This window comes from Paraburkholderia graminis (assembly GCF_003330785.1).
Lineage (GTDB): Bacteria > Pseudomonadota > Gammaproteobacteria > Burkholderiales > Burkholderiaceae > Paraburkholderia > Paraburkholderia graminis.
The window spans coordinates 1641952-1666258 of sequence record NZ_CP024934.1 but is presented as its reverse complement, the minus strand read 5'-3'; the positions used below and the strand labels follow the sequence as shown (position 1 = coordinate 1666258).

The following is a 24307-nucleotide window of genomic DNA, read 5'->3' as shown; positions in this document are numbered from 1 at the left end:
GCCATACGAAATGGCCCGGCTAACCAAGGAGTCGAACATGAGAGCAGTGCGTTTTCACTGTGCGCACGATGTCCGGGTCGAAAACGTACCGGACCCGACGGGCATGGGCGCGAACCAGATGATCGTCAAGCCGCTGTGGTGCGGCATCTGCGGCACCGATCTGCACGAGTATCAGGCGGGGCCCATCGTGGTGCCGACCGAACCGCATGCGCTGACAGGCGCGAAAGCGCCTCAGGTGCTTGGCCATGAATTCAGCGCGGAGGTCGTCGAAGTCGGCAAGGACGTGAAGAACGTGCAACGCGGCGACCGCATCTCGGTGATGCCGCTCGCGTCGTGCGGACAGTGCTATTACTGCGCGCGCGGCATGCGCCATCTGTGCTCGAAAATGGGCTGCGTCGGGCTCAGTTGGGACGGCGGCGGAATGGCCGAATACACGCTGCTCAACGACTATCACGCGAACCGCTTGCCCGACACCGTGAGCGACCAGCAGGGCGCGCTGATCGAACCGGCCGCTGTCGCGCTGTATGCCGTCGACCGCGGCGGCGTCACGGTCGGCTCGACCGTGCTGATTACCGGCGCAGGCCCGATCGGCGTACTTGCCGCCCTCGCCTGCCATGCAGCGGGCGCCACGAAGATTTTCGTGAGCGAACCCAATGCGGCGCGAGCCGACAAGATGGCCGGCTTCGGCGTCACGACCGCAATCTTCGATCCATCCGACGGCGAACTGCCGCAAAAGATTCGCGACCTGACAGAAGGCGTCGGCGTGGACGTGGCGATCGAATGCGCGGGCAACCAGCATGCGCTGAACGCATGCGTCGACGCGGTGCGATCGGCGGGCGCTGTGGTTCAGGCGGGTCTGCACGTGGGCACAGCGAGCGTCGACCCGATGAAATGGTCGCTGAAGGACATCCGGATCGAAGGCACATGGTGTTACCCCGTCACGATCTGGCCGCGCATCATCGGCATGATCGCGAACGGCAAGTTCCCGGTTGAAAAGCTCATTCACGATCTGATCGATGCCGACGAAGTCGTCGAGAAAGGCTTTGACGTACTGAGCGACAAAGGCAGCGACAAGATGAAGATTCTCATCAATCCCCAGACACGGTGACGACATGCCGCACACGCAAGAGAAGCAACACACACAAACGGTAGGCTGGATCGGGCTCGGCAAGATGGGGTCGCCCATAGTGCGCAATCTGCTCGCCGCGGGGTTCGACGTGACCGTGTACGACGTCGATACAGGACGCGTCGACGAGGCCGTTGGACTCGGCGCGCGCCGTGCAGAGGATGTCGCGAGTGTCGCGCGTTCGGCACCGCTCGTGTTCTCGATCATCCCCGACGACGACGTATTGCGTAAAGTCGCGCTCGGCACACATGGCGTGATCGAAAATGCGAACGACGGCGCCGTTTATATCGACATGAGCACGGTGTCGCCCACGGCATCGGGCGAAGTTCGCGAAGCAGCGCGTAAGCGCGGCGTCGGCTACATCTGCGCGCCGGTATCGGGCAGCACGGTCCTTGCCGGCAACGCGCAGTTGACGGTATTCGCATCGGGCGCGAAAGAGGCATACGGGCGCGCGTTGCCCGTCTTCCAGGCCATGTCGGCGCGTCAGTACTATGTCGGCGAAGATCAGCAGGCACGTTATCTGAAGCTCGCCATCAATCACCTTGTCGGCTCGACGGCCGTGCTGCTTGCCGAAGCCTTGACGCTCGGCACGAAAGGCGGCCTCGACTGGGCCGAGATGCTCGATGTGATCGGCGACAGCGTCGCGGCATCGCCGCTCGTCAAATACAAACTCGATCCGCTGAAAAAACGTGACTTCTCTCCCGCGTTTTCTTCGCGGCAGATGCTCAAGGACATGTCGCTCGTGGTCGACGCCGGCGTCGAAGCCGGCGTCCCGATGGCAGCCGCGGCACTCGTGCGCGAGCAGTTTTCGCACTACGCCCAAGGCGATGGAGCGGAACTGGACTTCTTTTCCATCGTGCGTGCTGTCGAAGCACAAGCCGGCCTTACCCGCTAAGTACGCTTTCACCTTACTCCGGAGTCACGATGCACTACACCGTCTACTGCCTCGACCACGACAACATGGTCGAACGCCGCCTTGCCCATTACGAAGAACACAAGGCGTACCTGGCCACGTCGCCAGTCAGAATGGTCATGTCGGGCCCGCTGCTGGCCGGCGACGAGGAAACGATGATCGGCAGTTTCTTTCTTTTCGAAGCCGACGAGATCGGCGACGTGATGCGCTTTAACAGCAACGACCCGTTCAACAAGGCTGGAATCTGGCGTACCGTCGATATCCGCCCGTTCCTCAAGCGCGTCGACAACCGCTAGGCAGATCAAGGAATCGATTCATGCGAAACCTCGACGAAAACACCATCACGGATGCCGTTCTTGCACGCCACGAACACGCACCCGATGAGCGGCTGAAGACGATCGTCACGAGTCTCGTGCGGCATCTGCACGACTTCGCCCGCGAAGTCGGCTTGAGCGAACGCGAATGGGAAGCCGGTATCCGCTTTCTCACCGAGGTCGGCCATATCACCGACGAGCGCCGTCAGGAATTCATTCTGCTGTCGGATACGCTCGGCCTTTCGATGCTCGTGACCGCGATGGCGCATCGCAAGCCTCAAGGCTGCACGGAAGCCACGGTTTTCGGGCCGTTTTTCGTCGACCATGCGCCCGAGTATCGCGACGGCGACGACGTGGCCAACGGCGCGCGAGGCGAACCGTGCTTCGTGTCGGGCGTGGTGCGCGGCCGGGACGGCGAACCGGTGAGCGGCGCACGCATCGAAGTCTGGCAGGCGGACGCCGATGGTTTCTACGATGTCCAGCACAGCGACGCCGACACGCACCGCGCGCGCGGCGTGTTGCATAGTCTTTCCGATGGGCGCTATCACTTTCGCTCGATCGTCGCGGTGCCCTACCCGATTCCGCACGATGGTCCGGTGGGGCGAATGCTCGAAGCGCTGGGGCGCCATCCGTGGCGCCCTGCGCATCTGCATTTCATGATCACGGCGCCCGGCTATGAACGGCTCGTCACGCACGTGTTCCGCGACGGCGATCGTTACCTCGATTCGGACGCCGTGTTTGGCGTGCGCTCGTCGCTGATTGCGCAGTGGATTCATCACGAGAGCGGCACGGCGCCCGACGGCACCGCAATGACGACGCCCTTCAGCACCCTCGAATTCGACTTTGTCTTGAGCCGATCGTCATGATTGCCTTCACCTACACCAGCCGGCCCGGCCGCATCGTGTTCGGCGCGGGAGCGATCGAGCGCGTCGCGGAGGAACTCGACGAACTGTGCATCCGGCGCGCGCTCGTGCTCTGCACACCGGAGCAACGTTTTCTCGCCGACCGCGTGCGCAGGATAGCCGGCGAGCACTGCGTGGACGTGTTCGATCGGGCTGTCATGCATGTGCCCGTCGAAACCGCGCAGGAAGGCGTTGCGGCCGCGCTCGCAGCGGGCGCCGATGGACTGGTCGCGGCGGGCGGCGGGTCGACGCTGGGGCTCGCAAAAGCCATCGCGCTGGAAACGTCGTTACCGATCCTCGCGATTCCGACGACCTACGCGGGCTCCGAAGTCACGCCGATCTACGGCATGACGTCCGCCGGTGAGAAAAAGACCGGCAAGAGCTACCGTGTACTGCCGCGCACCGTGATCTACGACGCGTGCCTCACGCTGACCTTGCCGGCAGCGCTGTCGGCAACGAGCGGCCTCAACGCGATCGCGCACGCCGCCGAAGGGCTCTATGCGCAGGACGCCAATCCCGTGATGTCGCTCTTCGCGGAAGAAGGCATCCGCAGTCTCGCGCATGCGTTGCCGCGCATCGTCGAACAGCCGGACGACATCGCGGCACGTGAAGCCGCCCAGTACGGTGCATGGCTATGCGGGACCGTGCTGGGGAGCGTCGGCATGGCGTTGCATCACAAGCTGTGCCACACGCTCGGCGGTATGTTCGATCTGCCGCACGCGGAAACTCATGCGGTGATGCTGCCGTACTCGATGGCGTTCAATCTGCCGGCAGCGCCAGCGGCACACGAACGTCTGTGCAGAGCGCTCGATACGCCGGAGCCCGCGACCTCGCTCTACGAGCTTGGCCGCTCGCTTCATGCGCCGGCGTCTCTCAAAGCGCTGGGCCTGCGCGCAGCGGATATTCCGACGGCTGCGGCCGCCGCAATGCAGGCGCCGTATTACAACCCCCGGCCACTCTCATACGAAGCGGTACACCGCTTGCTCACTTCAGCTTTCGACGGCATGCGGCCCGACAGCCGCACGTTCGAAAGCGTATAAGCGCTTCCCTTACCGAAGCGCGGCTCCGCAAATACTCCTGCAAACAGACACTTTTCAATTTCAATTCGCTATGAAAAAACGGGCACTCATCATCGGCGCGACGGGCATCGTCGGCGGCAATCTCGCGCAACATCTACTCGCGTGCGGAGACTGGGACGTGACAGGTCTTTCACGCGGCCGGAGCGCAGCGAATCGCGCGATGGAATCCGTCACCGCCGATCTGACTTCCGCCGCATCCGTCGCCAATGCGCTACAGGGCCGGCAGTTCACGCACGTTTTCTTTACTGCGTGGTCGCGACAGGCGACCGAGCGCGAGAACATCGAAGTGAACGGTGCAATGGTCCGTCATGTACTGGACGCGCTGGGACCGTCCGGCACGCTGGAACATGCGGCTCTCGTCACAGGGCTCAAGCACTACCTCGGACCCTTCGAAGCGTATGCGCAGGGCACTGTGCCGCTTACGCCGTTTCGCGAGGAACAGGGCCGCCAACCCGTCGACAATTTCTATTACGAGCAGGAAGACCGGCTGTTCGAAGCAGCGCGTCAGTACGGCTTTAACTGGAGCGTGCATCGGCCGCATACGATTATCGGCTTCGCGCTCGGCAACGCGATGAACATGGGCGTGACGCTCGCCGTGTACGCGACGCTGTGCAAGGAAACGGGACAACCGTTCATGTTTCCCGGTTCGGCCGCGCAATGGAACGGTCTCACGGATATGACCGACGCGCGCCTGCTTGCGCGACATCTCGAGTGGGCTTCAACGTCGCCCGCCGCGCGCAACGAGGACTTCAACGTTGTGAATGGCGACGTGTTCCGCTGGCAATGGATGTGGTCGCAACTGGCGCAGTACTTCGGCATCGAGCCTGCGCCTTTCGACGGTGAGACGCGTCCGCTCGAACATCGCATGCAGGGAGCCGGCGAACAATGGGCGACAATCGCGGCCCGCTATCAATTGAGGGAAGCGAGCATCGAAAAGCTCGTGTCGTGGTGGCACACCGACGCCGATCTCGGACGTCCGATGGAAGTTCTGACCGACATGAGCAAGAGCCGCAAAGCCGGCTTCCTCGACTATCAGAGCACGCCGGATGCCTTCTTCGCACTCTTCGACAAACTGAAAGAGGAACGCGTCATACCTTCGTAGAGGGCACGCCTCACGGATCCAACCCAATAAATCCCGCCAGTTCCTCGGGCTTTCCGAGAGGAAACGCTTCCTTGATGTGATCGAGAAAGGCGGAGACCCGAGGGCTTAGCAAGCGTCGCGAAGGATAAAGCGCCCATAGCGGGATGTCGGGACCGTCCACATCGCCCCAATGCGCAAGCCTGCCGGCCGCGATGTCATGACTCACGAGCGACAGCGGCAGCCTCGCGGCGCCTACGCCAAGACGCACCGTATCGCGGACCATGAGCAGCGACGAAAGGTGCGCAACCGGCGTGATCGAGATGCGCGATTTTCCCTTCGGGCCCGTGACGTCCCACGCGGCGATCCGGTCAGGCGTCCCGCGAACGACAGCCGGAACACTCGACCCATCCGTCGGCCGCGCCAGGCCCGGTGTGGCCACGACGACCAGCCGGTCGCGCAGGAACACACGGCCGATCAGGCTCTCGTCCACATCGGGGTTCACGCGGATCACCAGATCGTAGCCTTCCTCGACCATATCGACGGGACGATCTTCCGTCGTCACTTCCAGTCGGATGTCGGGGTATTTCAGCGCAAAGGTGGCGACCAGCTTGCCCATCGCGATCTGCGAAAAGAGCGCGGGCGCGCTGATGCGCAGTCGGCCGCGCGGGTGTTCGCTACCCGACGTGATGGCGGCGGCGCTGTCCGCAAGCTCCGCGAGAAGCGCACCGGTCCGCTCGTAAAGCGCGCGTCCTTCCTGCGTGAGTTTCACTCCGCGGGACCCGCGTTCAAACAGCCTGAGCCCCAGGCTGTCCTCGAGCTCGCTGACCCTGCGCGAGAGCGTGGCCTTCGGACGCTCCGCCACACGGGCGGCCTCGCCGAAGCTCCCGTGACGGGCAACCAGGTTGAAATCCGCGAGAGCAAGAAGGTCCATGTGTTCCACCAGTGAGATACCCCGTCTCTTTATAACATCTTCCGGACCACGCATGGATCACTTACCTTGGAGGCGTCCCAACCAACCAAGGAGTAACACCATGACTATCCTCGTTACCGGTGCCACCGGCCGTGTCGGCCGCCAGGTCGTCAACCAGCTCGTCAAGCGCGGTGCCAAAGTGCGCGTGCTTGTCCGCGATCCGTCGAAGGCCGACTTTCCCGCCGATGTCGCCGTGGCCCAAGGCGACATGCTCGATATCGACTCGCTGCGCAGCGCGTTCAGCGGCGTGCGCACGCTGTTTCTGCTCAACGCCGTGGCAGCCGACGAATTCACTCAGGCACTCATCACGCTCAACGTTGCCCGCGAGTCGGGCGTCGAGCGCGTGGTCTACCTGTCGGTCATGCACGCTGAGCGCTCCGTGAACGTGCCGCATTTTGCGGTGAAGTCCGGCGCCGAGCGGATGATCGAACAGATGGGCTTTAACGCGACTATCCTGCGTCCGGCGTACTTCATCGATAACGATCTGACGATCAAGGACGTCATCCTGAACCACGGCGTCTACCCGATGCCGATCGGCAGCAAGGGCGTCGCGATGGTCGACACGCGCGACATCGCGGAGGTCGCGGCAATCGAACTGCTGCGTCGGGATCAGGCGCCCGGCAAATTGCCCGTCGACGTCATCAACCTCGTTGGGCCCGACACGTTGACGGGTCCAGGCCTCGCGTCCATCTGGTCGGAGCTGCTTGGCCGGCCGGTTGCCTACGGCGGCGACGATCCCAGCCAGTTCGAGCAGAACCTGACGAACTTCCTGCCGAAGTGGATGGCGTATGAGATGCGCCTGATGGCCGAGCGCTTCGTCAGCGACGGGATGGTGCCGGAAGCGGGCGACGTCGCTCGGCTTGTCAGCATCCTCGGCCGGCCACTGCACTCATACCGCGACTTCGCCGCCGGCCTCGTCGGCTGAGTCTCACGCGCCGTTGCATGCGGTGCGCGAGCGCGCACCGCATCGGCTCAGTGCAGAACGTCCTGCAGCCGATAGTAGACGCCGACGAGCGGCAGCATCCACCGGCGCGCGGCATGCGCCGGCACGGGCGGCCACGGCAACGCGCGCCACGGGTTGGCATCGGCGGAACCGGACATCACGTCCGCCATCACGCGGCCCATATGCGTGGACATCTGCACGCCGTGGCCGCTGTAACCCATCGAGTAGTAAAGCCCGTCGTGTTGTCCGGCGCGCGGAAGACGGTCCACGGTGATGTCCACGAGACCGCCCCAGCAATAGTCGACTCTCGTTGTGGCCAACTCGGGAAAGTACTTCGCGAGATTGGCTTGCAGTACGTGGCCGCTTTTCGCATCGGAGCGCGGATCGGACATTGCGAATCTCGCTCGCCCGCCCCACAGCAGCCGGTTATCAGGCGTGACGCGAAAGTAGTTGCCGATGTTCAGCGACGTCACATAGTTGCGCCGCTGAGGAAACAGCGCGTCCAGTTGCCCCTTCGAAAGCGGCTCTGTCACGACGATAAAACTGCCGACAGGCGCCATTCGTTGCTGGAACCATTGCAGCGGACCTTGCCGCGAAGGCCCTGTCGCCACCAGCACGTTGTCCGCCCGAACCACGCCGCGCGCACTAGTGATCTCGTAACCGCCACCGGCGATTCGCCTGATCTGGGTCACCGCCGCGTTCTGGAAAATGCGCGCCCCGTGACGCGCCGCCGCCTGCGCGAGCCCCACGCCGAACTTGCCCATATGCATCTGCGCGCCGTTGCGTTGCAACAGTCCGCCATGAAAACCATCGGAGCCGACTTCAGTGCGCATGCGCGCCGGCTCGATCAGTTCGATATCCTGATCGACTTCGCGATGCAACACGTCGTAGGTCCGCGCGAGCTTGTCGAAGTGCTTCGGCTTGGCCGCGAGTTTGAGCTTGCCGCTACGCACGAAATCACAGTCGATCCGATGTTGCGTGACGATGGATTCGACCGTCTGTACCGCGCTTTCGTACGCACGGTAAAACGCGCGCGCTTGTTCCAGCCCGACGCTGGCCGCGAGCGAAGCGAAGTCTTGCGCGACGCCGGTGTTGCATTGTCCGCCGTTGCGCCCCGATGCCTGGCCCGCGATCCGCCCCGCCTCGAGCACCGTGACCGACGTCCCACGCAACGCAAGTTCCAGCGCGGCCGATAGACCTGTAAAGCCGCCGCCGATCACGACCACATCGCTGCGTCCCTCGACGGGACCGTCGGCGCCCTCGTTGAAGTCGGGAGCGGTGTCCAGCCAGTACGAATCTAGCTTCATTGCATTTTCTAATTGAATGTCGGAGCAGACCGGCTTTGCCAGCGAGCGAAGCCTCGGCGGCGAGCCGGTCACCGTAGCGATCAACCGCGAGCACCCGCCTCGCTCATGCCGACCACCACGCATATTCGGCGAACGAAAAACCCATCATCGCGCCGGTCGGAATCGCGCCGAGCCCTTTAAGGCGCTTGTCGTTCGCATCGATCAGACTGATGAACGACGGGATGCCGATGCCGCCTTCGTCCGTGACCAGCGCCTGCATTTCGCCGTACATCTGCTTGCGTTTGGCGTCGTCGGTCTCGCCGCGCGCGCTCACGAGCAATTGATCGAACTTCGGGTCCTTCCACGCCGATTCATTCCACGGCGCATCGGATTTGAAGAACTGCGTGAACAGCACATCCGCGCTAGGCCGCGGGTTGATGCTGCCGAAACCGAGCGGATGCTTCATCCAGTGATTCGACCAGTAGCCGTCGGACGGCACGCGATTCACGCTCAGATTCACACCGATCTTCGCGGCCGTTTGCTGGATCAACTGCGCCATTTCGATTGAGCCGTTGGCGTCGGTGGTGGCATAGATCGGCGGCAATGTAGTTCCGACCGCGCCGGCCTTCTGCATATAAAACTTCGCCTTGTCGAGGTCGAAGCCGCGCTGCGGCAGCGAAGCATTGAAGTACCGATGACCCGGCGGAATCGGCTGATCGTTGCCGGTCACCGCATAGCCGAGAAACACCGCGGAGCGGATCTGCTCCCGATCGAACATGTACTTCATGCCCTTCACAAAATCGGGGTTGCCCGTCAGCGTGTTGTCGCGACGCATGATCAGGTCCGTGTACAGGCCCGACTTCGTCTCCTTGACTTCGTACCCCGGCGTCGACGAAATGCGCCGCGTCGAACGGGGATCGACCGAGTTGATCAGGTGGACGTCGCCGGCGAGCAGCGCGCTGACACGCGCTGCGTTGTCGCTGATACTGATGAGTTCGATCTGATCGAGGTACGGGTGCCCCGGTTTCCAGTAGTTGTCGTTGCGCACGCCCACCGTGCCCGCGCCCGGCGCGAAACTTTTCAGCTTGTAGGGACCGGTGCCGATCGCCGAGTTGAAGTTGGTCGTGCCGTCCTTGACGATGACGAGTTGCGGCGTCGCGAGAATCACGGGCAGATCGGCATTCGGCACCTGTAGCGTCAACGTCACTTCGTTCGGCCCGCTCGCCGTCACGCTCGCGAACTGGTCGGCGAGTGTCTTCACGCGCGAGGCCGTTTGCGGATTCTTGTGACGCATCAGCGAGTACACGACGTCGGCGGAAGTAAGCGTCTTGCCGTCGTGGAAAGTGACGCCTGAGCGCAGCTTGATGATCCACGTCTTCGCGTCCGCGCTCGACACCGACTCCGCGATGTTCATGCGCGGCGCGAGGCTTTCGTCAAGTTGCGTCAGGCCGCTGTAAAACATGAAGAAGCGGATATAGTCGCCGCCGGTCGAGCCCGCTGCGGGATCGAGCGTATCCGACACGGAGCCCGCGTTATAGGCGACGCGAATGCTGCCGCCCTTCTTCGGAACCTCGGCGGCAAGCGCGCCGGGCGCAGTCGTCAGGAGTCCCCCGCCGGCTACCATCATGCCGGTCCCAGCCAACATGCGCATCATGTCGCGGCGGCTGATGCCGCGGCTATTCGTTTCGTCGTTCATCTGAATTGGCTCCGCAGAGGTAAGTGATCCTGGCAATGTTGCATAGAAGTTCGTATAGGCAGCGAGAAGAGATTTTTTCGCGGCTCGTTAGCAGCATCGTATGCCTGCACAAACCGCGTAAAGCGCCGACAAAAAAGGGCAGACGGCATAAACAAACTGTTCCTGCGGCGCTAACGCGGCAATTTGCATGGTCGCCGGTTATGCGCGAAAGACTCGCTGCAAGCGCGGCATCAACGGGCGATATCAGGCGCTCGCCGATGCCTCGACTTCAAGCAACTGCGGATAGCGTTGCAGCACTTCTTCATACAGTTGCGTGATCACTGTTGGCCCCGGCTGCAAGCTGCCGGCCGCTTCTCTTGCATCGAGTGCATCGAAGATCTTGTGCTTGAGAAAATGCCGCCATACCACCGGCGCGCGCGACAGAATGCCGGTCAGCACGTCGTAGCGCTCGCGCGTCCATTTCGCTTCGTACGCGTTGCGCTCCGCGCCATAGTCGAAGTGAGAGGCCGGCCGCCGATGAGCGTCGCTCTTCGCGGCCTCGCGCATATGCAGGGTCGCGGCTTTGTCGATGGCGATGGCGCCGGCTTCTGCGCCGAGTACCACGCCATACAACTCGCGCGCCTGATCGACGGACAGATAGCCGCGTCGCACGTCTTCGAGCACCTTCTGCACGTCTCGTTCGTACGGATCGCCATAGCCGCCGCCGCCACAGCCTTCGAGACGGATCACATCGCCGGGGCCGCACATCACGAGATCGGTCACGCCGAGATCTTCTTCGCCGTCGGTGCCAGGGTTGCGGGTAAACCGCGATACGGCGCCCGCCTTGCCGCCCAGCACGCCCCATGAAGCGAAGCGCGAGCGGTCGCGATTGCGCGCCGTGACGAGCGTACCCGGCGACGACACGCGAAATTCCATCACCGTTCCAAGCCCGCCGCGATACTTGCCGGCGCCGGCGCTGCCTGGCACCACGCCATAGCGCGTGATGCGGATCGGCACTTCGGCTTCGTTGATTTCGACTGGCGTGTTGCGCAGGAACGCGACATTCGCACCCGATGCGTCCGAGCCGTCGGCCGACGCCATGCCGCCCGCGCCGCCGCCCACCGGTCCGATCGACGCGATCACCGTGCGGCCGTTGCGGTCGACGGTCTTCACGTTGAGAATCGACATGCCGCCCGCTGGACAGGCCGGCAGGCGCTCGGGGCACACCATCGAAAATGCGCCGAAGGTGACGTACTGTGCGACCTTCGCAGTCAGACTGCGCATGCCGACCGCGGCCGGCGGCACGCAGTTCATGATCGTGCCTTCGGGCAGGATGCAGCGCGCGACTTTCAGCATGCCCGCATTCAGCAGCAGATCGGGATTCAGCGAATACAGCACGTAGTTCAGGCCGACGAGCGCGAGCACATGGCGCTCCTTGCCGCCCGTCGGCATATTCAGCGACGAACTCAGTTGCGGATCGCTACCCGTGAAGTCGAACACGAGCGAGCCGTCCTTCACCGTCAGCGTCAGCGCGACGCGCAGCGGCTTGCCGTTGACCGAATCCTCGTCGGCGTACTCGGCGAAGAAGTACTCGCCATCGGGCATGCCGCGCACGATCGTGCGCGCCTGCTCCTCCGAATAGTCGAGCAGCGCGTCCATGCCGGCGCGAAACTGCTCGATGCCGAAGCGCTCGATGATTTCGAGCACACGCCGCTCGCCGGTCATGAGCATCGCGATCTGCGCCTTCAGGTCGCCGCGATTCTGCTCGGCCGCGCGCACATTGATCGCCATGTGTTCGAGCAATGCTTCATCGAGCACGCCCGCGCGGACGATCTTGGTCGGCGCGAAACGAATGCCTTCCTGATAGATCTCGGTGAGCGTGCGCGACAGCGACGCGGGCACCGCGCCGCCCATATCGGTGTTGTGAATGTGCCCGCCGACATAGCAGACAATCTCGCCGCCGAAGAACACCGGCTTCCACATCATCACGTCCGGCGTGTGCGTGGCCACGTAGCCGCTATACGCGTCGTTCGTCATGCAGATGTCGCCCGGCTCGTAGTGATCGATCATGTCGATCACCGCGCCGAAGTCGAGTCCGGGATACCAGGTCGCGCCCAGCGTTTTCGGCGACGCGAAAGTCAGGCCGCGCGTGTTCATCAGCGTGCAGGAGAAGTCTTCCGTCTCCTTCACGAACGCGGAGTGCGCGGTTCGCACGAGCGTGTATGCCATGCTTTCGGCGGCCGCGACGCAATAGTTCGCGAAGATCTGAAGGACGGATTTATCGAATGTCATGGTGTGTTTCCTGGATCGATCTATCGATCTATCAGACCGCTTCGAGAAAGAGGTTGCCGTATTCGTCCACGCGTCCGTCGAAACCCGGCAGCACGCATGTCGTGGTGTCGTCCTGCGCGACGATCGCGGGCCCGGCGAACCGGTGTCCGGCGAGCAGCGCGGAGCGCCGGTAAAGCGGGACGCGCCGCCACGCGCCGTCCAGATACACGTCGATCTCCGATTCCGCGCGCGGCGCACCCTCGCCTGTCGCGATGCGCGGCAGCGCGGGCTTCGGCGTGGGCGCGGTGATGACGAGCCGCAGCGCCACCACCTGAATCGGCGACTTCTCGTCGCTATGCCCGAAGAGGCGCGCGTGTTCGCGGTGAAACGCCTGCGCGATTGCTTCGATATCGCCGCCGGTGATCGCTTCCCGCGCGAGCGGCGTGTCGATTTCAAACGATTGCCCGCGATAGCGCATATCGGCCGAAACGACGATCTCGGCGCTTGCGTCCGTCCCCGCCTCGCGAATCACCCATGCGCGCGCGTCGGCTTCCAGATGCGCGAGATCTTGCGCGAGCAAGGCGAGCGAAGCACGGTCCAGCGGATAGTACGTCGTCCGAACAAAATCGTTTTTCGTATCGGCGATCAGGCCGCCCAGCGCGCTCAACACGCCCGGCGTGGTCGGCACCAGCAGATTGCGCACGTTCAGCGCGCGTGCGAGAAAGCAGCCGAGCATGGGCCCCGCGCCGCCGAACGGCATCAGCGCGAACGTGCGCGGGTCGATGCCGAAGCGCGAACTGAGCCGGCTCACGCCCGCATACATGCCGGAGATCGACACCTCGATGATGGCCGCGGCCGTCTGATAGATGTCGAGACCCAGGCGCCTCGCGAGCGGTTCGATTGCCCGCCGCGACGCGTCCACGTCGACCTTCACCGCGTTGTAGCCGAGCGCGGCGCTGCCGAGCACGCCGATCACGGCGAACGCATCGGTGATTGTCGGGCGCGTGCCGCCACGGCCGTAACACACTGGCCCAGGGCTCGAGCCCGCGCTTTCGGGCCCGACCTTCAGCACGCCGAATTCGTCGACCCACGCAATCGAACCACCGCCGTCGCCGACCGATGACACCGACACGGACGGAATATGAATCTGGAATTCGCCGATGTATTCGCCGGTCGCATATTGCGGCTGGCCGTCCACGATCAGCGCGATATCCGCTGTGGTTCCGCCGATGTCGAGGCTCATGCAATCTTTCACGTTACAAAGGCGCGCGAGATACGCCGCGCCGATCACGCCTGAAGCGGTGCCGGACAGGATCATCTGCACGCAGTTCTGTTTGCCGTGCTCGGCGCTCATCACGCCGCCGTTCGATTTCGTGACTTTCAGATCGGCCGCGACGCCGCTTTCCGCCAACGCCGCCTGCAACTGCGTCAGATAGTTGGACACGCGCGGCTGCACATAGCCGCCGATAGTCGCCGTCACCGTGCGCTCGTATTCGCGGATGATGGGCCAGACCTCGTGCGAGCACGACACAAAAAAGCCCGGCAGCGCAGCCTCGATAATTGCTTTCACCTGCTGTTCATGCGCCGGGTTGCGGTACGAATGCAGCAGCGACACCACCACGCCTTCGCAGCCCGCCGCCTGCAAGCCGCGTATCGCATCGAGCACGCTTTGTTCATCGACCGGTGTCTCTTCTTCGCCGTCAGCGCCGAGCCGTCCGATGACACCGAACACGCGGTCGCGCGGAATGAGCGGCGCGGGACGGCTCGACATCAGGTGATACATATCGGGAATCTTCAGGCGCGCGATGTCGAGCACGTCTTCGAAATTGCGCGTTGTGATGAGGCCGAGTTTCAACCCGCGGCGCTGTACCACCGCATTCACGCCGACCGTCGTGCCGTGCGTGAAATAGCTGACATCGTGCGGCTCGATGCCGTAGCGCTCGCGCAGTCCTTCGACGCCCGCGAGCACTTCGCTGCCCGGGCTGTCCGGGCGCGAAAACACCTTTAGCGTGCGGATGCTGCGCGTGTCCTCGTCAAGCACCGCGAAGTCGGTGAACGATCCACCGATATCGACTCCGATTCTCAAGCCCATTGTCGTGCCCTTGCGTGTGTTAAATGGTATGCGTCAAGCGATGTGCGGCCGTTCATGCGTGCCGCCTGCGTTTGTCGATGACGTCGCGAATCTGGTAGTAACTGCCGAGCGCGGGCATGAACCACGGCTTGCCGCTATAAAGCGGATGCGTGACCATCGGCGTGCCGTAGGCGCTTGTCTCGGGCGCCTGTCCTTCGGCGATCAGCCGCGCGACCTTGTAGCCGAGGTAGGTCATCATCACGACGCCGCTGCCGTTGCAGCCGAGCGCGTAGTAAATGCCATCGGCGGTGCGGCCCAGATGCGGGAGAAAATCGAGCGTGAGCGCCACGGTGCCGCCCCAGCTATACGCGACCTTCACATCGGCCATCTGCGGAAAGCGCTCGACCATCTGCGCGTGCAGCACCGCAGCCGACTGGCGGCGATCGAGGTGATAAAAGCGCGCGCGGCCGCCGAACAGCAGGCGTTTGCCATCCGGCGAATAGCGGTAGTAGTTGACGACACGCCGTGTCTCGGAGATGCCGCGACGCTTCGGTATCAGCGAGGCGCGCAGGTCGGCCGGCAATTCCTCGGTGGCAATCTGGTGCGATACGACCGGCACCACGCGACGCTGCAAATCGGGCATCGACGAACCGGTGTAGCCGTTCGTGCAGATCACCACATGCCGGCTCGTGAGCGCGCCGCGCGACGTTTCCACCCGGTATTGAGCGCCGCTTCGCGCGATGCTTCGAACCGCCGCGCGGCTGCATACGGTCACGCCCGCGCCGCGCGCGGCGGCGAGCAAACCGGCGAACATCATCGACGGATGAACCTGGCCCGCGCGTTCGATCAGCACGCCGCCCGCATAGATGTCGCTCGCCAGTTCGCCGCGTAATTCGTCGCGCGACAGCATGCGTGCGCCGGCGCGCGCATAGGCGTTCAGATTGACGATGCGCTTGCGCCAGGCGGCCATGTGCGCATCGGTCCACATTGCGTTGATGCGCCCTGCCTTGACGTAGCTGCATTCAATCGCGTTGTCGCGCAGAATGTTTTCAAACACTTCGTACGACACGGACGCTTCGCCGAGCAACCTTCTCTGTCTTTCTTCGGATACCGAATTATCCAGCTTCTTACCCGACGGCGCCTTGCCGACGTTCACGCCTCCCGATACCTGGCCACCGCTTAGCGTGCTGGCGCCGATGCCCGGCACGTCCGCTTCGAGCACCGCCACGCGCAAGCCCTGCTTCGCGAGTTCGAGCGCGCACGACAAGCCCGCATAACCGGCGCCGACAATCGCCACGTCCGCGTCGCGAGGCACGTCCGACATCAGTTCGTCATGAGGACGCCAGTCTTGCCACCAGTACGGCGTGTCGGTGAAATCGGAAGAGAAAACCTGCTTGCGCGTGGACACGGTCGAGTCCCTGGTTGAGTTGAAGAGCCCCGCTCGCGAGGCAAGCGAGGGCGTGAAAACAGGCGGCTACTGCACGGATAACGCGTCGCTAACATCGTCCAGCGCACGGCGCGCAATCGCGACAATTTCGTCGATGTCCGCGCGCGTGGCGACAAGCGGCGGCGCAAAGCCGACGATGTCGTTCGTGCCGAGCGCACGCACGATCAAACCGCGCGCAAGCGCTGCCTGCGCTACCCGCTGGCTCGCCTTCGCCGCGGCCGGAAACGGGCGGCGCTCGCTCTTGCCGGCCATCAGTTCGAGCGCGGCGAGCATGCCCACGCCTCTGACATTGCCGACGAGCGGATGCGCGTCGAACGCCTCATGCAAACGCGCCTGGAAATAAGCGCCAACCTGCGCTGCGTTGTTCACGAGCTGCTCGCGCTCGATGATGTCGAGATTCGTCAACGCCGCCGCCGCGCACACCGGATGGCCCGAATAGGTCCAGCCGTGATTCATCGCGCCCTGCTCACGCGAGCCGCGCTCGATCACATCCCACACGCGCTCGCTGACGATCACACCCGACAGCGGTAGATACCCGCTCGTCAGGCCCTTCGCCACCGACATCAGATCCGGCTCGAGACCGTAGTGCTCGCTGCCCGTGCGCGAACCGAGCCGGCCGAAACCGCACACCACTTCATCGACGGCGAAGAGAATGTCGTGACGCCTGAGCACCGCCTGAATCGCGGGCCAATAACCTGACGGCGGCGGCACGATGCCGCCCGAGCCCATCACCGGCTCGCCGAAAAATGCGGCGATCGTGTCGGCGCCTTCACGCGCGATCAGTTGCTCCAGGTGCTCGACGCAATCCGCGACGAACTCCGCTTCGCTCGCGCCGGGACGTGCATCGCGATAGAAGTCGGGACTAGCCGTGTGCAGCACTTCGCGCATCGGCAGATCGAAACCGGCGTGGAACTTGGGCTGCCCCGTGAGGCTGCCGGTCGCGATGCCCGAGCCGTGATAACTGCGCTGCCGCGCGATGATCTTTTTCTTGCGCGGCCGTCCCAGCACGTTGTTGTAGTACCAGGCGAGCTTGATCTGCGTTTCGTTCGCGTCCGAGCCCGACATGCCGTAGAACACTTTCTTCATGCCGGGCGGCGCCCACTCTTCGATCAGGCGCCGCGACAGTTCGACAGCGGGGTCGTTCGAGAAGCCCGCATACGTGTGATAGAACGACAACTCGCGCGTCTGCGCGGCGATGGCGTCGGCCATTTCCTCGCGTCCATAGCCGATGTTCACGCAGTAGAGTCCTGCGAACGCGTCGATGTACGAACGTCCCGCCTGATCCTCGATGCGAATCCCTTTCGCCCGCGAGATGAGGCGTGCGTCGAGTTGACCCGACGCATGATCGGACGCATGCGTGCCGGGATGCATCAGATGCCGCCGGTCGGTTTCGAGCGTCAGTTCGCCAGGCGTGCGGATCGCGGGGTTCATGGCGGTGTCGATGAAGTTCATGGTTTGTCCGCCGCTGATGAATGCGCAGGTGCGTCCCACTCGGGATGCCACGCGGGCTTGCTCACGCGGCCGTCGGCGCGAGTGAGCGCGCCGATGCGCGCCATTGCGCCCGCATCCAGTTCGAAATCGAACACGGCCAGGTTTTCGCCGATGCGCAGCGGATTCGACGACTTGGGAATCGCCGCCACGCCAGGCTGCTGCACGAGCCAGCGCAAGATGATCTGAGCCGGCTTGCGCCCGTATTCGCGTGCGATCTCCGCGATGACCGGATCGGCGAGCAGCTTGCCGCTGCCAAGCGGCGTATGCGCAATGAGCACCATGCGATGCCGCCGGCACGCGTCGAGCACGCGCGTCTGATCGAGATACGGGTGGTATTCGCACTGATTGGCGGCCAATGGCACAGAAGCAAGCGCGACCGCGCGATCGAGCAGCGCGGCCGGAAAGTTCGATACGCCGATATGCCGCGTCAAGCCGCTGCGCTGCGCGTCGCAGAGCGCGCCGATGGTCTCTTCGAGCGGCACATCCGGATTGGGCCAATGCACCAGCAGCAGATCGACGTGATCGAGCCCGAGCCGCGCGACGCTCGCCTCGGCGGCACGCCTGAAATCCGCCGCGCGCAATTCTGTGTGCCACACCTTGGTCGTGACGAACACTTCGTCGCGCGGCAAACCGCTCGCCGCGAGCGCCTGCCCGACCGCCTGCTCGTTCTCGTAACGCGCCGCCGTGTCGATATGGCGATAGCCCGCTGCGAGCGCCGCGCACACCGCTTGCACCCCTTCGTCATGGGTGGAGCGCCAGGTGCCGAGGCCGATGGCGGGCAAGCGCGCGCCGTGCGCTTCGATAACCGGCGCAGCGCCGGGCGGCTGAAAAGAGAGTCCCATTGCCTTAATCGTTCTCCGATGCTTTGCAACTCTAAGAGAGGTGTGCCACAATACGGCACGGCGTGCCACGAACAGTGCCCGAAAAGTAACACGCGCTTTTTTGCGTTGCAAGCGCAGCGTGGGCGCGCGCTCGCCCGTCGCCGTCGCTCATCGGAGACCTGCATGAAAAGTTTGTTGAAGAGCCTCGAGATTCTCGAAGCTGTGTCGAAGAACCAGCCGGTCAGCGTCGGCGTGCTGGCGCGCCTGCTCGATATGCCGAAGTCGAGCGTGCAGCGCGCGCTGCTGACGTTTCACGAGGCCGGCTGGCTTCGCCAGACGAGCGGCGACCTGACACGCTGGGAAGTGGGTCCGCGAATCCTCGGCGTGCGGCCTGCCGCGCTGCGCGGCGGTGCGCTGTATGCGGCCGCGCGCGGGCCGATGCGCGAGTTGCGCGATTTGACCAACGAGACAGTTCATCTGTCGGTGCCGGACAGCACCAACTCAATGGTCCTGATCGATCGTGAAGACTGTACGCAGACGGTGCGCACCTTCAGTCCGATTGGCGATCTGAGTCCGTTTCATGCGACCGCGACGGGCCTGGCGGTACTGGCGTACATGACGGAAGCCGACGCCGACGAAATCCTGAGCCGTGACTTGCCGAAGTTCAGTGACACGACGCCATCCGATCCGGCCGAGATACGTCTCGAACTCGAGCGCATCCGGCAACGCGGCTATTCGGTGAATCTCTCGCAGTATCGTCCTGCGGTGTGCGCGATCGGTGCGCCGGTCATCGACTCGGACGGCGCGCCGGCGGCGAGCATCTGCATCTCGATGCCTGAATCGCGCTATGACCCGGCACGTCTTGAAGAATGGGGTAATGCGGTGGCGAAGGCCGCTGCCGCGATCGGCGTCTAGCAGTCGGGCGGCATGCGGATTTCACCAGTCATTTTTTGCAGATATCAGCTTCAGCTATCGCGCGCTCAAACGCTTCCCGTATCGCGCCGCAAAACGTCTCTGCCACGAGCGATAACGGCCGTGACCCATTGGTCACGAGATAAAAATGATCCGGCACGGCGGGCGTGAACGGCCTCACGGCCACACGCTGCCGCGCAAATGCAGCGGTGACCGGATCGATCAGCGCGACGCCCGCGCCATTCGCGACGAGCGCCACGATGGCTTGCGAGAGTTGCGCCTCAATCACGAGATCGCGCGCGATGCCTGCATCGACGAAAACCCGGTCGATCGCGCTGCGTGCATCGAAACTCTGCGGAAACGACACGAAGCGCTCGCCGCGTAAATCCGCGGGAGTCAGCGACGTCTTGCGCGCCAGCCGATGCCCGCGCGGCACGATGCAACGCATGACCGCATTCGCCAGGCGTTCGCTTTTGACGGCCGGATGCGGAATCGGCTCCGCGATCACGCCGACATCGCACTGCCCGGACGCGACTTTCTCGACGACCGTCGTCGCGCTATGCGTAAGCAGACTGATGTCGATACCCGCATGCCGCTCCACGAACCGCGCGATCACCGAAGGCAGCAAATCCAGCGCCACGGCGGGCGAGCCTGCCACGCGCAACGAGCCGCGCCGCATCGCGCGTATCTGCCGCGCCGCCTGCGAGATGCGGTCCATGCCGACGAACGCGCGCTCCACTTCCTCGGACAACACGCGCGCTTCCGCCGTGGGCGTGAGCCGCCCCTGCTGACGATCGAACAGCACGAAGCCGACGCGGCTTTCCAGATCGGCGATAAGACGGCTCACGGCAGGCTGCGAAATATGCAGCGACTCCGCGGCGCGGGTGACGGTGTGCCGAAGCATGACGGCGCGAAAGGCCTCGATCTGGCGAATCTTGAGTTCGGATGTGTCCATAACATTGGATTATAGATGACCGACAAACTGGCATTTGACGCAGTTTTTTGCAGCGCCCAAAGTTCGGTCTCGACTCGTAAAAACAGGCAGGAAACGCATTTCATGCAGCATAAGCTGGCTCATAACACGGCACGCCGCTTCGACATCGTGATCGCGGGCGGAGGACTCGTCGGCATGGCCATCGCCTATGGGCTCGTTCGTGCAGGAAAACGCGTGGCCGTATGCGACGGCGCGGACTCCGCGCATCGAGCGGCACGCGGCAATTTCGGGCTCGTCTGGGTACAAGGCAAGGGCGGCCGGTGCCTGCCCTACGCGCAGTGGTCGCGTGAATCGTCCGAGCGCTGGGGCGCGTTCGCCGCGCAATTGCAGCGCAAGACCGGCGTCGATGCGGGCTTCGAACGTCCCGGCGGCATCGAGTTGTGCGAAACCATCGAGCAGCTCGAAGCGGGCCGGCAATTGCTTGAATCGATTCGCTCGCGCGACGCGTCGCTCACTTATGAGGTGCTCGATATCCATGCGCTGAAGGCGCGCGTGCCCTCGGCATCGGACAAACTGGCGGGCGCGCTGTACTCGCCGCATGACGGACACGCGAGCCCGCTCTATACGTTGCGCGCGATGCAGCAGGCCTTCGCGCTCGCGGGCGGCACGTATCTGCCGCATCATGAAGTCCGCGAAATCCGCCCATATGTGGGCCGCTTCGAAATCGATACGCCGCACGGCACGCTGGAAGCCGAACGCGTCGTGCTCGCCGCGGGCCTCGACAACCAGCGCCTGGCGCCAATGGTCGGCATGCTCGCGCCCATCACGCCCCTGCGCGGCCAGATCATGGTGACGGAGCGGCTCGCGCCGTTTCTCGACTATCCGACGCTCGTCGTACGGCAGACGCCCGAAGGCTCGGTGCTACTCGGCGATTCTGCCGAAGCCGTCGGCTTCGACGACGGCCAGACGCGCGCCGTCATGGCCGATATCGCGCGCCGCGCACGCACCGCATTTCCGGTGCTCGGGCATGCGCGCATCGTGCGCGCGTGGGGCGCGCTTCGCATCATGACGCCCGACGGCCTGCCGGTCTACGAGGAATCGTCCACGCATCCCGGCGCGTTCCTCGCCATCTGCCATAGCGGCGTGACGCTCGCCGCCGCCCATGCCGACGTGATCGCGCCGTGGATCGCGGGCGGCGCGCGACCTTCAATACTTGATCCCTTCGTCGCCACGCGTTTTTCGAATTCGACCGATGCCCACGTACTTTGAATCTCTCGTCACCTTGCCGGCGCCCACGGTGCGCGTCGATATCGACGGCACGCACCGGCATGTGCCGCAGCACTACACGGTCGCCGCGGCGTTGCTCGAAAGCGGCGCGCTCGCCTGCCGGACCACGCCCGTCAGCGGCGCCCCGCGCGGACCGTTCTGCATGATGGGCGTGTGCTTCGACTGTCTCGTGGAAGTCGACGGCGTGCCGAACGTGCAGGCGTGCATGACGCGCGTCTGCGACGGCATGCGGGTCCGCGCGATGTCCGGTAAAGCGAGGCTCGCATGACGCAGCGTCCAGTGCAATCGACGTGCGATCTGCTGATCATCGGCGCGGGACCGGCGGGCATGTCGGCGGCGATCGCTTCGCGCCGTGCGGGTCTCGATGTGATCGTCGCGGACGAAGGCGAGGCGCCTGGCGGACAGATTTATCGCAACGCCGCGCAGTCTCCGCTCACGGATGCGCATGTGCTCGGCGACGAGTATCTCGGCGGACGCACGCTGATCGCGGCTTTCGATGCCAGCGGCGCGAAGCATCTGGCGCGCTGCGTCGTATGGCAGATCGCGTTTGAAAACGGCCGCGCCGTCGCGATGCTCACGCGCCGCGCGCAAGGTGCACAAGGTGCGCAACCTGGCGGCACGCTCGACATCTCGGCGCGCGCGGTGCTCGTCGCGACGGGCGCGCAGGAGCGTTCGTGGCCGGTGCGCGGCTGGACGCTGCCGGGCGTGATGGGCATCGGCGCGGCGCAAACGCTGCTCAAGTCGTCGGGACTCGCGCCATCGCAGGACGCGGTGCTCGCGGGTTGCGGACCGCTGCTGTGGTTATTCGCATCGCAGTTGCTGAATGCCGGACGCCGTGTGCGCGCCATCATCGATACGACGCCGCGCGATGCGTGGCGCGCCGCCTTGCCTCATGCGCTGCCCGCGCTTGCAGGCGCCGATTATCTGCTGAAGGGTCTGCGCATGATGCGCGCGGTAAAGCGCGCGGGCATCCCCATTTATCGCGGCGCAAGTGCGTTCTTGATCGAAGGCGAAGAGCGCGCCGAACGCGTGCATTTCGCCGATGAACACGGCACGCGTCGTTCGATCGACACGTCGCTCGTGCTGCTGCATCAGGGCGTGATTCCGTCGACGCAACTGGCCCGCTCGCTCGGTTGCGAGCACGAATGGGATGCGTCGTCGGCCTGCTGGCGCCCGCGCACCGATGCGCACGGACGCAGCACGGTCGGGCATGTTTGGATCGCGGGCGACGGCGCGGGCATCGGCGGCGCGAAAGCGGCTGCGCACGCGGGCACGCTTGCGGCACTCGATATCTCGCGCGAACTCGGCGCGCTCGATGCCGCGTCGCGTGATGCACGCGGCCGCCGCTCGCGGCTCGCGATGAAACGGCACCTCGCCGTGCGCCCGCTGCTCGATGCGCTCTACACGCCGCCTGCCGCGCTGCGCCGTCCCGCCGACGACGTCATCGTGTGCCGTTGCGAGGAAGTCACCGCAGGCGAGATTCGCGCGATCGCGGCAATCGGCTGTCAGGGGCCGAACCAGATGAAGGCGTTTTCACGCTGCGGCATGGGCCCGTGTCAGGGCCGATGGTGTGGCGCGACGGTCGGCGAACTCATCGCGCAGGTGCAGGAACGCGCGGTCGGCGACGTCGGCTACTACCGCATTCGCGCGCCGATCAAACCCGTTACGGTCGACGAAATCGCCGACTCCATCGCGCTCGGCGACGACTTCACTCGCGGCGAATTTCCCAGTTGATCCCATCCATCGCAGACGAAACGAATCGCACCACACCCACACCACACCACATCACACACGGAGCCTCTATGAAGACCACACGCGTAAAGACGATGTTGAGCGCCGCCCTGCTCGCCCTGATGGCCGCGAGCACGATGGCATCGGCCAAGGAGTGGACCACGATCCGCATCGGCGTCGACCCGACGTACCCGCCGTTCGAATCGATCGCAAAAGACGGCACGGTCGTGGGCTTCGACGTCGACCTCGGCAATGCAATCTGCGAGAAACTGAAGGCGAAGTGCGTGTGGGTGCAAAGCAGTTTCGACGGACTGATTCCCGGCCTTCAGGCGCGCAAGTTCGACGTGATCCTTTCGTCGATGGCGGCGAACGCGAAACGCCGCGAACAGATCGACTTCACCGACCGGCTGTACCGCAACCAGACGCGCCTGATCGCGAAGGACAGCGCGCATCTGCTGCCCGAAGCGTCGAAGCTCGCGGGCAAGCGCGTGGCGGTCGAGCAAGGCACGGTGCAGGAAACGTATGCGCGCGAGAAGTGGGCGTCGTCGGGCGTGGAAGTGGTCGCATATCCGAGCTACGACCAGGCTTATTCCGACTTGACGGCGGGGCGCGTCGATGCGGTGCTGATGGACGCCGTGCAGGGCAAGCTGGGTTTTCTCGCGACGCCGGCCGGCAAGGGCTTTTCATTCGCAGGCGATGTGGTCTACGACGCGAAGATCATGGGCGACGGCGACGCGGCGGGCGTGCGCAAGTCGGAGCCGCAACTGCGCGACGCGTTAAACGGCGCGATTGCCGAATTGCTCAAGGACGGCACGTATCGCAAGATCGAAGCGAAGTACTTCGATTTCGACATGTACGGGAAGTAACAACCGTTTTTCTCGCTTGTTGCGTATGTATGCGCCGGATAGCCACATCCATTGAACACCGGCGCATCGATCCAGCTAAAGAGTAGCGAGCGTCGCCTCGCTCTCTCCTACTCCAACACCAAATCCCCCGCTAAACGGCTCCGTAACCTCCACGTCACGTTCGCCCACGACAATGCGCCATCTTTGA

The 24307-nt window shown here is 64.1% G+C and carries 21 protein-coding genes; 12 read left to right on the top strand and 9 right to left on the bottom strand.

Annotated elements, in window-relative coordinates; all coding sequences use genetic code 11:
* Window positions 1-37 precede the first annotated feature (37 nt).
* The 6 genes from CUJ91_RS07385 to CUJ91_RS07360 all read left to right on the top strand — a co-directional run bounded on the left by CUJ91_RS07385 (window position 38) and on the right by CUJ91_RS07360 (window position 5436).
* Window positions 38-1108 carry a 2,3-butanediol dehydrogenase gene (locus CUJ91_RS07385; RefSeq protein ID WP_029969320.1) on the top strand — a complete coding sequence of 357 codons (1071 nt, stop codon included), beginning with the start codon at window positions 38-40 and terminating at the stop codon, window positions 1106-1108.
* A 4-nt stretch (window positions 1109-1112) separates the two neighbouring features.
* Window positions 1113-2021 carry an NAD(P)-dependent oxidoreductase gene (locus CUJ91_RS07380; RefSeq protein WP_107708300.1) on the top strand — a complete coding sequence of 303 codons (909 nt, stop codon included), beginning with the start codon at window positions 1113-1115 and terminating at the stop codon, window positions 2019-2021.
* Between the two features lie 29 nt (window positions 2022-2050).
* Window positions 2051-2335, top strand: a complete 285-nt coding sequence (locus tag CUJ91_RS07375; protein ID WP_006051026.1) for a YciI family protein — start codon at window positions 2051-2053, stop codon at window positions 2333-2335.
* 20 nt (window positions 2336-2355) lie between these two features.
* A complete protein-coding gene (locus CUJ91_RS07370; protein ID WP_107708302.1) occupies window positions 2356-3219 on the top strand; it encodes an intradiol ring-cleavage dioxygenase in 864 nt (287 codons plus the stop codon).
* On the top strand, window positions 3216-4295 hold the full coding sequence (locus CUJ91_RS07365; protein ID WP_107708304.1) for a maleylacetate reductase: 1080 nt from the start codon (window positions 3216-3218) through the stop codon (window positions 4293-4295). Before CUJ91_RS07370 ends, CUJ91_RS07365 begins: the two co-directional genes overlap by 4 nt.
* Before the next feature lie 70 nt (window positions 4296-4365).
* On the top strand, window positions 4366-5436 hold the full coding sequence (locus CUJ91_RS07360) for an SDR family oxidoreductase (protein ID WP_006051029.1): 1071 nt from the start codon (window positions 4366-4368) through the stop codon (window positions 5434-5436).
* A 10-nt stretch (window positions 5437-5446) separates the two neighbouring features.
* Here CUJ91_RS07360 and CUJ91_RS07355 read toward each other — a convergent pair whose 3' ends face one another.
* Entirely contained in the window at window positions 5447-6346 is a 900-nt protein-coding gene (locus tag CUJ91_RS07355) for a LysR family transcriptional regulator (protein ID WP_107708306.1), read from the bottom strand.
* 100 nt (window positions 6347-6446) lie between these two features.
* On the opposite strand from CUJ91_RS07355, the gene CUJ91_RS07350 reads away from it, so the two are divergent.
* Entirely contained in the window at window positions 6447-7310 is an 864-nt protein-coding gene (locus CUJ91_RS07350) for an SDR family oxidoreductase (protein ID WP_107708308.1), read from the top strand.
* 47 nt (window positions 7311-7357) lie between these two features.
* Here CUJ91_RS07350 and CUJ91_RS07345 read toward each other — a convergent pair whose 3' ends face one another.
* From CUJ91_RS07345 to CUJ91_RS07315, 7 genes are all read right to left on the bottom strand, one after another.
* On the bottom strand, window positions 7358-8635 hold the full coding sequence (locus CUJ91_RS07345) for an NAD(P)/FAD-dependent oxidoreductase (RefSeq protein WP_107708502.1): 1278 nt from the start codon (window positions 8633-8635) through the stop codon (window positions 7358-7360).
* Window positions 8636-8738: 103 nt separating this feature from the next.
* A complete protein-coding gene (locus tag CUJ91_RS07340) occupies window positions 8739-10310 on the bottom strand; it encodes an ABC transporter substrate-binding protein (RefSeq protein ID WP_107708310.1) in 1572 nt (523 codons plus the stop codon).
* Window positions 10311-10553: 243 nt separating this feature from the next.
* Window positions 10554-12581 (bottom strand): hydantoinase B/oxoprolinase family protein, encoded by a 2028-nt coding sequence (locus tag CUJ91_RS07335; RefSeq protein WP_107708312.1) that lies wholly within the window; start codon window positions 12579-12581, stop codon window positions 10554-10556.
* A gap of 31 nt (window positions 12582-12612) precedes the next feature.
* Complete coding sequence (locus tag CUJ91_RS07330; protein ID WP_107708314.1) at window positions 12613-14652, bottom strand: hydantoinase/oxoprolinase family protein; 2040 nt, start codon at window positions 14650-14652, stop codon at window positions 12613-12615.
* Between the two features lie 52 nt (window positions 14653-14704).
* The gene (locus CUJ91_RS07325; RefSeq protein WP_107708315.1) at window positions 14705-16039 is read right to left on the bottom strand and encodes an NAD(P)/FAD-dependent oxidoreductase; all 1335 of its coding nucleotides are present in this window, start codon (window positions 16037-16039) and stop codon (window positions 14705-14707) included.
* 66 nt (window positions 16040-16105) lie between these two features.
* On the bottom strand, window positions 16106-17530 hold the full coding sequence (locus CUJ91_RS07320; RefSeq protein WP_244230982.1) for an aminotransferase: 1425 nt from the start codon (window positions 17528-17530) through the stop codon (window positions 16106-16108).
* Entirely contained in the window at window positions 17527-18411 is an 885-nt protein-coding gene (locus CUJ91_RS07315) for an aldo/keto reductase (RefSeq protein WP_107708317.1), read from the bottom strand. The genes CUJ91_RS07320 and CUJ91_RS07315 overlap by 4 nt, the downstream gene beginning before the upstream one ends.
* 162 nt (window positions 18412-18573) lie before the next feature.
* Here CUJ91_RS07315 and CUJ91_RS07310 point away from each other — a divergent pair, with 162 nt between their 5' ends.
* Complete coding sequence (locus CUJ91_RS07310; protein ID WP_029969294.1) at window positions 18574-19305, top strand: IclR family transcriptional regulator; 732 nt, start codon at window positions 18574-18576, stop codon at window positions 19303-19305.
* 28 nt (window positions 19306-19333) lie between these two features.
* Here CUJ91_RS07310 and CUJ91_RS07305 read toward each other — a convergent pair whose 3' ends face one another.
* On the bottom strand, window positions 19334-20257 hold the full coding sequence (locus CUJ91_RS07305; RefSeq protein WP_107708319.1) for a LysR substrate-binding domain-containing protein: 924 nt from the start codon (window positions 20255-20257) through the stop codon (window positions 19334-19336).
* A 102-nt stretch (window positions 20258-20359) separates the two neighbouring features.
* Here CUJ91_RS07305 and CUJ91_RS07300 point away from each other — a divergent pair, with 102 nt between their 5' ends.
* The 4 genes from CUJ91_RS07300 to CUJ91_RS07285 all read left to right on the top strand — a co-directional run bounded on the left by CUJ91_RS07300 (window position 20360) and on the right by CUJ91_RS07285 (window position 24120).
* Window positions 20360-21505 (top strand): NAD(P)/FAD-dependent oxidoreductase, encoded by a 1146-nt coding sequence (locus CUJ91_RS07300; RefSeq protein ID WP_107708321.1) that lies wholly within the window; start codon window positions 20360-20362, stop codon window positions 21503-21505.
* Window positions 21489-21791, top strand: a complete 303-nt coding sequence (locus tag CUJ91_RS07295; protein ID WP_107708323.1) for a (2Fe-2S)-binding protein — start codon at window positions 21489-21491, stop codon at window positions 21789-21791. Before CUJ91_RS07300 ends, CUJ91_RS07295 begins: the two co-directional genes overlap by 17 nt.
* Window positions 21788-23257, top strand: coding sequence for an NAD(P)/FAD-dependent oxidoreductase (locus CUJ91_RS07290; RefSeq protein WP_107708325.1), 1470 nt, complete (start codon window positions 21788-21790; stop codon window positions 23255-23257). Before CUJ91_RS07295 ends, CUJ91_RS07290 begins: the two co-directional genes overlap by 4 nt.
* Window positions 23258-23325: 68 nt before the next feature.
* Window positions 23326-24120, top strand: coding sequence for an ABC transporter substrate-binding protein (locus CUJ91_RS07285; RefSeq protein WP_006051045.1), 795 nt, complete (start codon window positions 23326-23328; stop codon window positions 24118-24120).
* Window positions 24121-24307: the final 187 nt, after the last annotated feature.